Source organism: Protofrankia sp. CiT1, assembly GCF_917627335.1.
GTDB lineage: Bacteria > Actinomycetota > Actinomycetes > Frankiales > Frankiaceae > Protofrankia.
In genome coordinates, this window is sequence record NZ_CAKJTP010000029.1 from 32658 (window position 1) to 44201 (window position 11544).

Below are 11544 nucleotides of genomic sequence, written 5' to 3' on the forward strand. Positions count from 1 at the left end.
AAACCGAGACAACTCATCCGGTATCGCTTCGGCCTCCCGCCTTGCCAGGGGCCGCCTGGACGCGGCTCACTGATCGAAAGCCTGATCTCCCACACGCTCTCAGCGGGGCATGATCGGAGAAGGGCTCGTCGAGCACCCCCGCCGGTAACGAGGATCAGGCAGGTACGGGTAGAAGTACTGACAAGAAGGCCACAAAAAGTCCAGCCGCGACCGATTGGAACAGGATGGTTACTCAATGCCGTGGCGCCAGCCAGCGAAGCACCGTTCGACCGCACGGCGATGCGCGCCAGCGCCCGCCCGAAACACTGGTACCCAAAAAAGCCAGACCGGCATAACTATCGACCGCATAACAATTAAGCGAAGGACATGAACAGGATGATCCGGAAATGAACAACAAGGAGTCTGCTGACGACAGCGGTAATCGGCACAACGGGCAGCTTCCGTTCGCACAGGCTGCCGCCAGCCATCCGTCAACCGCGGCAGGATGGCTGGCCGGCGCCCTGAGCAAGCCCGTGTCACTGGTCCGGATGGTCCCCAAACGCCGCCGCATACGCCCGGAGAGTCCTTCGACACCGCCCGGCCGAGTGATCGCGTGTCACATATACCGGGACGGCTACCGCGATCCGCGATCGATCCACCATACCGATGCGCTGCGTGTTGCCCGGGATCACCGCGGCAGTTTTGCCTGGCTCGGCCTGTACGAACCGAGCACGACGGAACTGTCCAATATCGCCGATGTCTACGGGCTGCATCCGCTCGCGGTCGAGGACGCCGTCACCGCCCATCAACGGCCGAAACTGGAGCGATACGGGGAGACCCTTTTCGTCGTCCTCAAGACCGCCTGTTACGTGGAACACGAGGAGCTGACCTCGACATCGGAGATCGTCAACACCGGCGAGGTCATGGTGTTTCTCGGCCAGGATTTCGTAGTCACGGTCCGGCATGGGGAACATGGCGGGCTCCAAGCCCTGCGCAGCCGGCTGGAAGCGCACCCGGAAATGCTCCGCCACGGACCGTCGGCTGTCCTCCACGCTATCTGCGACCAGATTGTCGACGATTACCTGGCGGTTACCGAGAAGATTGAAATCGACATCGACGACGCCGAGGGATCGGTCTTTCACCGATCGATTCCGCCCGATGCCAGTAAAGTTTACCAGCTCAAACGTGAGGTGCTTGAGCTCAAGCACGCTGTCACGCCACTCGCCGCTCCGCTGCGAGCGCTCACCGAACCGGACGTCGGCGGGATTGCCCCGCGCATTCAGGAATACTTCCGTGACGTGGCCGACCACCTCGAACAGGTCACCGAACGAATAGCTCGATTCGACGAGCTGCTGTCGTCAATTATTCAGGCGACCTTGACACAGGTGGCCATCGCGCAAAACGAGGACATGCGCCGCATCAGTGCCTGGGTCGCCATCGCCGCGGTTCCGACAGCGGTTGCCGCCATTTACGGGATGAATTTCGAGCACATGCCCGAACTGCGGCAGCCGTGGGGATATCCCGCTGCTCTCTGCTTGATGGCGGCAATCTGCTTCACCCTGCACCGAGCCTTCAAACGGAATGGCTGGCTGTAGCCTCGTACCGTGGTACGCTCAAATATCAACTGATAGCATGATGGACGCTCGTGAATATTGCTGCTGGCTTTCGCGGCCGGTCCGGTCAGCTCGCCGGTGGAGCCGATACACCGACGAGCTGACCGGTATAGCAGAAGGCCGCGATCATCATTTTTTGCGTGGCTGACGCCCAAAAACCGACCGAACTCATGTTTCGTGGCGTCCCGTGTGTAAAAATTGAGCAGGGTGTTGAAGGCGCCACAATACCAGGCAAATTATCCACCGAGCTGGCCGCGCCGCGAAGCTCCCGCCAGACGCGGGTGGCCTCCGTTCGAGCCAGCACAACTGGCACAACCAGTGCCACAGGCCGGGCCATGGGAATTACCACGGCGCGGCCCCGCCGACCCGGCTGGGATACCGCCCGTCAGGACTATACCGTACCCAGCAGGACCGCACCGCGGCTTCGTTCGATAGCTATTTCATACTAGGAACAACGACATATCACCCGACAGCGGGATTCACGGAGACCACGCTGTCGGCTACCGTAATCGCCTGTGTCAGGCCTTCGTGCGGGAGTTCACAGTCAACTGCCGTCCCAGCCGCGGGCTAGCGGCAGCGTACGGTTACAATCCGTTCTCAGTCGCAACGCGGGCGTGGGTGGCAATGACGACGCCCCCCGCCGTATCCACACCATCACCTGTGACGTCGACCGCGACATCCGCGACATCCGCGACGCGATCCGATGACCCAGCCGACATACCCGGTCCGTAACGATCTTATCGCCGAGCTGGCGACAAGACTGGAGCAGCTCGATCAGATCCTTGGGCGGCTGGAGGATGCCGAGCGGCAGGCCGCCGACGCCAGCGAGCGCCTGATGCGCACCCGGCGGTGGCAGGAGGAGACGGTCCGCGCGATCCAGGACGAGCGAGCGCAGATGCGCACCCATCAGCGGGCGCTGGACGATCTCGCGGACCGCGCACAGGCGGCCGTCGAGGCCCTGTCCGGCCAGTACCGCTCCCTGCCCCCGGAGATTCACGAACTCGCGGTCGAACTGCACGTCCTGCAGACCGCGGGCCTGCTCTCCCGCCGCGACACCCGCGCCCGGCGCCGCTGACGCCGACCCGTCCCAGGCCGCGGACATCCTCTCGCACAGCGGATTTCGGAGCGGGAAATCCCATAACGGCTGACACAGTGCGTAATCTAGCGAGCCTATTCATTAAGACAATTTTCGCTACTACATGTCAGCGATATATAGCTGTCGGCACTCAAGCACCCCCCCGTCGCCGGACCGTCACCGCTATGGCGTAATGTCATCTTCCGCATCCTGTGGGTCATGGCATGGCAAGCCTCCGTCTGGGCGACCTGTCGCAGTGGCCAGCAGATCAAGATAGAGCGGCGAGTGATCGGCAAGGAGGATGGGAGGAACCGCTATGGTCACTTCTGCGAGTACTCGCCGTAGTTGTGAGGGACTAGTATTTGCTGGCACCATCCTTTTGAACTAGTCTCGCGCCGACGTCACGACAACACCGGGCCGAACGCCGAATCCTGCCCACGGCCCCGGTGTCCCCTCCGAGTCGTCACCAGGGCAGGAGCGGGGGACCCATCCTCCACCGGTTTGGCACCGAGCCACGGTGCCGACCTAGGGGTGAAGTGAGTCGTGTGCTGGTCGCACGGCCCACCGGGCAGCCCAGCCCGAACCCGACAGCTCACCTCGCAGGCGAACGGGAAGGATCACAGTCTTGTCTGCGCCCGATGTGCAGCTTGATCCGGCAATATGGCCATGTTCGTCGCCGACGGCGTCGCTGTCCTCGCTGCGACCTCAGGCCGAGACACCTGGGCGTCCAGCCCGCGGCAGGCACCGCGCGCCCGCTCCGCCGTCGGCCCCCGGCCGCGTCCGGGCACGTGCCGCGGTCGCGGCGATGACAACCGGCACGGTTGCGGTGTCAGGCGTCGCGCTGGCCGGCTGCGCCCCGACCGACTCAGGGATGGACGAGACTTCGGTCAGTTCCCGGATCACCCTTGGCTCTCAGTTCGGAAGCCAGGCGTCACTCGCCGGTCTGCGCACGTCCGTTATCAACCCGGCCACCTCGGTTGGCCCCGGGTCCATCACCAGCCATGTGATCGATCAGGCTGACCTGCACCCCAAGTCAGGTGTCGCGCTCAGGGTCACTAATCCGGACGTGTCAGTACAGGCCGACCAGCCCATTGACATGGGCTTCTCCCTCGAGGACGGGACGACCCACGCGCCGCTGTCAAACCAGCTCATCAAAATTCAGGTAAAGCTGCCTGACGGCTGGGCAACATTCAAGCACCTGTATACTAACGAGCAGGGCTTTGCGAGCTACACTGCCAAGGTTCTCACCACCACACAGATCACTGCTATCTTCGACGGAACGGATGCCCTGCAGTCGGCTCGCTCCTCGAACGTTGGTACTATGACGGTGGTGCCCAGTCCGGTCCCCGCGCCTCCGGCGCAGGCCGCCGGCTCGGCCGCTGCTGCCGCGTTTCGGGTATCCACCTCCGATACAGCGGATGCTACGATGCCAGTCGGATCGCTCGGTGAAAGAGCTGTCTATCTGGCCGCGCAGCAAGCCGGCAAGCCTTACGTGTATGGTGCGGAGGGCCCCTACTCCTTCGACTGTTCCGGCCTGGTTCAGTATGTTTTCAAACAGCTCGGCCGCAGTCTCCCCCGCACCGCGGAAGAACAGTACGAAGCCACGGCCCATGTGTCGCAGTACAATAAGCAGGTCGGCGACCTCATCTTCTTTGGTACGCCGGGAAACATCTACCACATCGGCATCTATGCCGGCGGTGGCAAGATGTGGGCGGCACCAAAGTCCGGTGAAGTCGTTTCGCTCAGAGATATCTACACCACGTCATACTCAGTCGGCCGGGTCAGTTAGCGGCCAGCGGCCTCGCTCGTTGACTCCTTCATCTCACTGATATGACTGACGCAGTCAGCCTCTGAAAAACATATAGCGGGTTCACGCGTGTCCTCCCCCTCCGGTCACGCGTGAACCTCACCGCCAGATCGGTGTTGTCGATATAAACACCGGTCTGGCGGTCCCAAACCACAACTGGATGTCTCCAAAGACTTCCGCTGGTCGGATCGAGCCAACCCCCCCGGCTCGCAATGCCCGGCGGAACACGGGCTTCCCCGGCCTTTCGCACTGAACCCCCCCCACAGTGCGCTTGGCCGGCGGAGGTCCTGGGCTCCCGCTGGTCGGCCGTGCCACCCCCCCGGCCAAGCCGACCGGCGGGAGCCCTCTCAACGACAGCCGACGAGGCGGGTCGAGGATTGATCCACAAATTGCCGGGATCTCCAGCTCGCTTCAGACCGAAGGCCACGCGAAAACACCATCATCGCGTGGCCTTCGGTGGCCGCTTAGAGTGACCGGCAATAGGGCGTTCGATCAGGGAGCGGCGACCGCTTAGCCCTTGATGTCCTTTGAGAATTTCCACAGCTCGCTGGTCGTGGCTTCGTTCCATTTCCGCCCTGGCGCAAGAGCCACTGACTTGACATGGACCCGTGAAGGACACGCGGGGAGCGGCCCGACCGTGTTCACCGTCCCGACCGCCGTGAACAGTGGCTGCTGGGCGGGGTCGAGCGGGCCGCAGGCCACCGTGAGCGCGAGACGGCCGCCCTCTCCCGCACCCCAGATGTAGATCCGGGACATATCGATGTTCGATCGCTCCTTGGCGACGTAACGGACCACGTCCCACAGATACCGCGCGTCCTGACCGTTGGTCTGCCAGGTACTGGCCACCGCCTCCGGATACACCAGAGCGAACTTCTGTTGATCAGCAAGCGCGGACACCTTACTGTCCTTCTCGATCGTCGCCGCGTCACTCTCGTCGTCATGCAGGACGAGGAGCAGCGGCACCGGCTTCTCGGGCTTGGCCTCGGCGTGGACCGCAAGCTCCCGGCCCGCGGACTCGTAGCCCGCCGGAATCTCGGCGCGCTCGGTCTTCACCTCGGGTGAGTGATGCCCGTAGGCGAGGGCAACGACGACCACGCCAGCGGCCACCAGCACCCGTCGACGGTTCTTGCTCCACAGCTCTTTCCCGGCTTTGAGCGGATTCGACGCCACCAGACAACCGAACCACACCGAGAGCCGTTGATTCGGCAGATTCGACACGTGGCGTGGACGAGTCGGGCACCACAGCCGTGGTCTGGCACACACCCGTGCGGGTTGACGCCAACGGCAACCAGCCGGGCGGACGCGGCCAGGCGCCAGCGGCCGCTCCACGGATCCGTCGCGGCGGCCCCAGGACACCCGCTTCGTGCCGATGGTGTATCCACAAGAATCTGTAGAGATCCGAGACGCCGCGGACGGATGACATGGCGTAGGGATGAGGCCGAGGTGGACAATGAACAAGCACTCGATCATCGGGCGCTGGAGAAGATCGAGCATGAGCTGGCCGTGCTCGGCCGCCGGGCCGAACGGTTCCGCATGGCCATCGCGGACGGCTCCGGCCCGCCTCTCGACCGTTCCGCCTATCTGCTTCTCAGCTATCTGTACGACCACGGCTCGGTACGGTTGACCACCCTCGGCGCGGTGTTCGCCCTCGACATCTCGACGGTGAGCCGCCAGGTCGCCGCACTGGCCACCGAGGGGCTGGTGGAACGCGCCACCGATCCCACCGATCGCCGGGCCAGCCTGGTGACCCTGAGCGCACGCGGACGCGATCGCTACGTCGTCACCCGGGCAGCGCGGGTAACGAGCATCAGCGGCTTGGTGAGCGGCTGGGAAAAGGACGAACGCGACAGTTTCGGAACGCTTCTCGGTCGTCTCAACGCGGCGATTGCCGAACGCGACAGGGCGCAGCTGCCGTCACGGAGTCAGGCCGCGACGTCGAGAGCGCGCAGCCGCGCCTGACGCAGTAGTTGTATCTCAGCGGGGTCAGCCAGCGCCGGCAGCGGGCCGTGCACCCAGGACAGCAACAGATCGGCCAGTGCGGGGTTCTGCGCGAGGACCGGGCCGTGCAGATAGGTACCAATCACGTGGTGATCCACGATGCCGTCGGTCTGGTCTATGGTGCCGTTACCGACGCCCTTGCGTACCACGCCCAACGGCCTGCCCCGGCCGCCAGCCAATCGTCGAGTACGCCCGGCGTGGTTCTCGTAACCGAGCAGCACCGGAAGACCCAGGTCGGATGTTGGTTCCACGACGATGTCACCGACCGCGCGGGGCGGCGCCGGCTGGTCAGCCGGGTCGAACGACCGGCGCGTCTCCACATCCACCAGGCCGAGCCCGTCATGCACCTCGTCGCCAGCGGGAAAAGATGCGCCGATCACCTGATAGCCGGCACACACCGCGAGGACGACAGCACCTTCGTTGACCGCTCGCAGCAGCGATGTGCTTCTGCGCAGGCCGTCAGCAGCCAGCACCTGCGGTGCGTCCTCACCCCCGCCCAGCAGGTAGATGTCGCAGCCGCCGGGCACCACCTCACCGGCCGGAACGTTGATCACCTCAGCCGCCAGCCCTCGCCAACGCAGCCGCTGTGCCAACACGGTCGCGTTGCCGCCGTCACCATAGGTTCCGAGCAGCTCCGGATAGATCAGAGCGATGCGGGTCGCCGAGTCGGAGATCATACCGCCATCCTGGTCATCTGGTTGTCCCCACCGGGGCAACCCGCCCCAGAATGTCACGGAAGGCGGTGTAGTTGGCGACCACGTCCACGGTCTTGTCAAAGACCGTGGACGCCGCGCTCTCGGCGTCGGGGTGCACCGTGTGCGGAACCTCCGCATAGGCCAGCCGGACGCTCATGTCCTCCTTACGCTCGCCGGTCACCAGCACGTCGCGGCCCGCGAGCCGCTCGAACGGGACATCCCAGATCCAGGAAGGATCACGGCCGTCAGCGGTCTGGGAGTTGAAATCTATGATCACCGGGCGCGCGGGCGCCGTGTTGAGCAGCTCCATCATCTCCACCCAGCCGGCCGGGTTCTTGGCCAGCAGGAGCCGCCCGCGTACACCACTCTCACCGAGCTCGACCTCCTGATAGCGACCTTGGACGTCATCGAGACCGGTCATCGCGGCAAGCGCGTCCGCGACCTCGACCCCGAAGAGCTTCGCGGCGGCGGCGGCCATCGCCGCGTTGCCGAGGTTCACCCGCCCCGGCAGGTCGATGGAGGCCCTGATGTGACGACCGAACCACAGCAGTTCGCCAGGCCCGGTGACGGCGACGATCGGCTCCGGGCGGGCCAGCCCGCAGTCGCACCACCACCCCGAAGAGTTGCGATGCAGCAGCCGGGCACACTGCGGACACACCATCGCATCCGCTGTCCAGTTCTGCCCGACCGACACCCAGATCTGGTTCGACCACCCGGACGCGGCCCAGGCGACCAGCGGGTCGTCGACGTTGGCGACCACTGTCGCGGCGGGCAGATCCGCCCCGAGCTCACGCCAGAGGCTCGCGATCCGCCGGGTCTCGTTCGACCGGTCGAGCTGGTCACGGCTAATGTTGAGCAGCACAACCGCCCGGGGAAGGATCTGCCTGGCGACCTTGGGCAACCAGATTTCGTCCACCTCGAGCGCGGCGGCCGCGTCGAAGGGCGGACGGGACAACGCGGCGAGCACCCCCGGCGCCATGTTCGCGCCGCCGCTGTTGCTCTTCACCGGGCCGAGGGTGCCCAGCGCGCGGGCCAGCAGCCGAGTGGTCGTGGTCTTGCCGTTGGTCCCGCTGACGCAGACCGCCATCCGGCCGGCCGCGACCTCGGTGAGGATCCGCGGGGATACCTGTAGGGCGAGCTTACCGCCGATCATCTCGCCTGATCCACGTCCCAGCCGGCGGGAGGCTGAGGACGCGAGTTTCTCCACCGCGAGCGCGGCGCGGGTCCGGGTGGAGAAACGGCGTGGGGGTGGTGTGGTCATCGCCTCATCAGCGTGCCATGACTCGTCTCGCCTGTTACAGAGACCCCGTACATCTCCACAGGGTGCCACGCCCAGGCTGGCGCCGACGACGTGAAATCGTCAGATCCGGGCATGGTGCTCGCGGAGCCAGGCCAACGGATCCACCGGGCGGTCCCCGACATGCACCTCGAAATGCAGGTGGGGGCCGGTGGAATGACCTTCGTTTCCCACCAGGGCGATCTGCTGACCAGCCGCGACGGTTCCTCCCCGGACCGTGAGGACCCGCATGTGCCCGTAAAGCGTCTCGACACCATCCCCGTGCTGCAGCACAATCTCGTTCCCAAAGCCGGAGGCGGGCCCGGCGTAGAGTACATAACCGGCGGCGGCGGCCATGATGGGAGTGCCGAGTGGCGCGGCGATGTCAAGCCCGAGATGACGCTCGGAGCCGGCGGTGGGGTTGAAACCGCGGGAGATCGTCCCGATCACCGGTGGCACCCAGCCCGGCGCCACCGGATCGGCCGCGGCTGGTGGCTGCGGCGACTGCGGTGCCGCTCCGGGCGCGGGCGGATCATCCTGTGGCGGTGTTCCAGGCGCGGACCAGCTCGAAGCCGAGGGAGCCGAGGGAGCCGCCGCGGGTGGCGGCAGAACAGTCCGCAGCGACATGACCCGCAGGCCCTGGACAGCTTGGCGGGCTGTGGCGGCAAGCAGCACCGGGTCCGGTGTCCCGGGGACGACGAGCGCCACCGCGCTGTCGGCGACCAGGCCGAGCGCGGCGGACCGGGATCGGTCCACCACCACCCCGACACCCGGCAGACGAATTGTTGCCAACGCACCGATTCGTAAACCAACCGGCCGGTCATGGCCGACATCAACCTGGCCGCCCAACCGCACATCCAGCGCCGCCGCAACACTGTGCGCAACCGCGATCTCCCCATCCGCGATTCGCTGCCACAGCGCGGTGACCTCGGCAGTGCCCGCGGGCGCGACGGTACGCAGCACGTTTGGATCAGCCCCAATCGCGCCTGTACGGCCACTTCCCACACTCACCTCGGCAAAATCGGCGACAACCGCCTCGGATGCGCCCACGGCCCGGCCGAGTCGATCGATCTCAGTCCGGGTAAGACTGCGATCAGTGGTGACGAACAGGTACGGATCGGTGCGGTGAGTCAGCGGACCCACCGAGGCTCGGGGACCCACAAGCGCGCCGAACGCAGCCGCGACGGGCGGATGGGCACCAGCCCGCGTCCTCAGGCTGACGCTTCCCGCGCCGAGTACGCTCACGCTCACCACTGTGCCCGCCAGTAACAGCGCAGCCGCCGCGCCGGCAACCAGCGGCGGCACACCGGCCGAGCCGCGCCAACCGCGGTGGGTGTCGGCATCCGCCGCCGGAACAGCCGCCCGGACACCCGGCTGGGTCCACACCCAACGTCACCCCCGTAGTAATCTTCCAGACCGTCGGCCGCACGAAAACAGCGCGACAGCATGATTGCGCCGTCCTTGGTGCGTTAAGTCCGCCAGTAAGCTGATCAGGTACAAGTGTGCTGCAAGGTGTGATATGACGTGCCCGATATGGGCGTCCGATGGGCGAAAGCACGGTGACTGTCGTCCGACCGGGGCATGCCCCAGCCCACGCGGCGGCGGACAGCGGCTCGCCGGGTCCGGTGACCGCTCGGGCGGCTCCGCGGGCTGGGCGACCACCGTGGTCGCCACAACGCCAAGCGGAGGCACGGAGCCGGGTGCTGAAGTGGGTATGGACTCGATAGAAGGACGTGGGGGAGTTCGGTGACGCAGAGAGCCAGTGCCATCGGCCGCGAGCGCGGACGCTGGAGCGCACACGAGATCAGTCTTGACGACGCGGAAGACCTTGACGGGCTCGCGGATTTCATGCATGACATCTCCGCCGAACTCGTCATCGCCTTCATCGAGGAGGATGACGAGTACCTGGGCATTGTCCGGATCGACGGTGACACCGGTGATCCCAGGGTGTTCCTGTCCGACCATCGGGTGCTGTTCACCTCGGCGCTGGCCGATCGGCTGTTCGCGGGTGCGCTGCCGCCGGCGGGCAGTGCCGCCATCGACGACGAGTCCGACGACCTGCTCGCGGGCGCCACACCAGCAGGTGACATCGACTTGCTTGCGGACGTCGGCACGGACGCGGACGCCCTCCTCGAACTGATTACGGAAAAGGGGCTGCTACCTGCCGACGTCATATTCGCGATCAGTGAACGCGCTGGCTGCGCGGATATTCTGGACGAAATCGGGAACTGAGGTGGCGGCCGGACACGGCGGCGTGGCCCGCTTCGCCGATCTGATGGGTGCCGCGCTGGAAGAGGCCGAACGGGCTCTGCTCACGGGGGACGTTCCGGTGGGTGCCGTCGTGTCCGCCGCGGACGGAACCATCATCGGCCGGGGCTGTAACGCCCGGGAGGCCGACCAGGATCCGACCGCTCACGCGGAGGTGGTCGCGTTGCGCGCCGCGGCGGCGGCAGCCGGCTCATGGCGACTGTCGGCCGCAACCCTGGTTGTCACCCTGGAACCATGCACGATGTGCGCGGGCGCGCTGGTCCTCGCCCGGGTCGGCCGGCTGGTCTACGGAGCGTATGACCCCAAGGCCGGAGCAGCCGGATCAGTGTGGGATGCCGTCCGCGACCCGCGGCTCAACCATCGCCCCGAGGTGATCACAGGCGTGCGGGAAGAGGAATGCGCACGCCTGCTCACGGACTTTTTCGCCACCCGCCGGCTCCCGCGCCGGACATCCGGTTCATGATTGACTAACAGCACCCGACCACTAAAAGCGACCGGATCGCGCCGCCGCGCGCCCGCCGACAGGCAATCGCCAGCATGCCCGCCGCGTCCAGTAAGCTAGCTAGCGGTGGAGTCGCCTAGTGGCCGAGGGCGCACGCCTCGAAAGCGTGTGAGGGGGCAACCCCTCCGTGGGTTCAAATCCCACCTCCACCGCTCTCTACCAGGCCAGTCAGTCGCACCGGCGCACCCACGCCTGAATCTGCCCGTTGATCATTTGGTCTCACTTCCGGTCTCATTCGGTCCGCCGGTGGGCGCCGGACCATCCCCCGGAAAGATCCTTCGACTGCTTCCCCCACGCCCCTTGACGACGAGCAGGATGACGAGCAACCGCC

General features: G+C 65.8%; 10 protein-coding genes, 1 tRNA gene and 1 riboswitch. Of the genes, 7 read left to right on the forward strand and 4 right to left on the reverse strand.

The window, feature by feature from the left end; genetic code table 11:
- Positions 1-386: 386 nt before the first annotated feature.
- The 3 genes from corA to MJ785_RS07635 all read left to right on the forward strand — a co-directional run bounded on the left by corA (position 387) and on the right by MJ785_RS07635 (position 4456).
- Positions 387-1574, forward strand: a complete 1188-nt coding sequence (gene corA, locus MJ785_RS07625; protein WP_239309025.1) for a magnesium/cobalt transporter CorA — start codon at positions 387-389, stop codon at positions 1572-1574.
- A gap of 721 nt (positions 1575-2295) precedes the next feature.
- Entirely contained in the window at positions 2296-2667 is a 372-nt protein-coding gene (locus MJ785_RS07630; protein WP_239309024.1) for a hypothetical protein, read from the forward strand.
- A gap of 448 nt (positions 2668-3115) precedes the next feature.
- Positions 3116-3287: riboswitch (cyclic di-AMP (ydaO/yuaA leader) on the forward strand.
- A gap of 185 nt (positions 3288-3472) precedes the next feature.
- Positions 3473-4456 carry a C40 family peptidase gene (locus MJ785_RS07635; RefSeq protein ID WP_239309022.1) on the forward strand — a complete coding sequence of 328 codons (984 nt, stop codon included), beginning with the start codon at positions 3473-3475 and terminating at the stop codon, positions 4454-4456.
- A gap of 528 nt (positions 4457-4984) precedes the next feature.
- Here MJ785_RS07635 and MJ785_RS07640 read toward each other — a convergent pair.
- Positions 4985-5644, reverse strand: a complete 660-nt coding sequence (locus MJ785_RS07640; RefSeq protein ID WP_239348216.1) for a plasmid partitioning protein — start codon at positions 5642-5644, stop codon at positions 4985-4987.
- Between the two features lie 273 nt (positions 5645-5917).
- Here MJ785_RS07640 and MJ785_RS07645 point away from each other — a divergent pair, with 273 nt between their 5' ends.
- On the forward strand, positions 5918-6433 hold the full coding sequence (locus MJ785_RS07645; protein WP_239373093.1) for a MarR family winged helix-turn-helix transcriptional regulator: 516 nt from the start codon (positions 5918-5920) through the stop codon (positions 6431-6433).
- Here the strand turns inward: MJ785_RS07645 and MJ785_RS07650 are convergent.
- From MJ785_RS07650 to MJ785_RS07660, 3 genes are all read right to left on the reverse strand, one after another.
- Positions 6397-7149: a type 1 glutamine amidotransferase gene (locus tag MJ785_RS07650; RefSeq protein ID WP_239380260.1), complete on the reverse strand. Its 753-nt coding sequence runs from the start codon at positions 7147-7149 to the stop codon at positions 6397-6399. The two genes, MJ785_RS07645 and MJ785_RS07650, sit on opposite strands and share 37 nt — an antisense overlap.
- 13 nt (positions 7150-7162) lie before the next feature.
- Positions 7163-8428 (reverse strand): Mur ligase family protein, encoded by a 1266-nt coding sequence (locus MJ785_RS07655; RefSeq protein WP_239348219.1) that lies wholly within the window; start codon positions 8426-8428, stop codon positions 7163-7165.
- A 99-nt stretch (positions 8429-8527) separates the two neighbouring features.
- Positions 8528-9829, reverse strand: a complete 1302-nt coding sequence (locus tag MJ785_RS07660) for a M23 family metallopeptidase (protein ID WP_239313766.1) — start codon at positions 9827-9829, stop codon at positions 8528-8530.
- A gap of 360 nt (positions 9830-10189) precedes the next feature.
- Between MJ785_RS07660 and MJ785_RS07665 the strand changes: the two genes are divergently transcribed.
- From MJ785_RS07665 to MJ785_RS07675, 3 genes are all read left to right on the forward strand, one after another.
- Positions 10190-10675 carry a tRNA adenosine deaminase-associated protein gene (locus MJ785_RS07665; RefSeq protein WP_239310205.1) on the forward strand — a complete coding sequence of 162 codons (486 nt, stop codon included), beginning with the start codon at positions 10190-10192 and terminating at the stop codon, positions 10673-10675.
- A gap of 43 nt (positions 10676-10718) precedes the next feature.
- Positions 10719-11174, forward strand: a complete 456-nt coding sequence (gene tadA / locus MJ785_RS07670) for a tRNA adenosine(34) deaminase TadA (RefSeq protein ID WP_239310207.1) — start codon at positions 10719-10721, stop codon at positions 11172-11174.
- Between the two features lie 104 nt (positions 11175-11278).
- Positions 11279-11365 (forward strand) — tRNA-Ser (locus MJ785_RS07675).
- Positions 11366-11544: the final 179 nt, after the last annotated feature.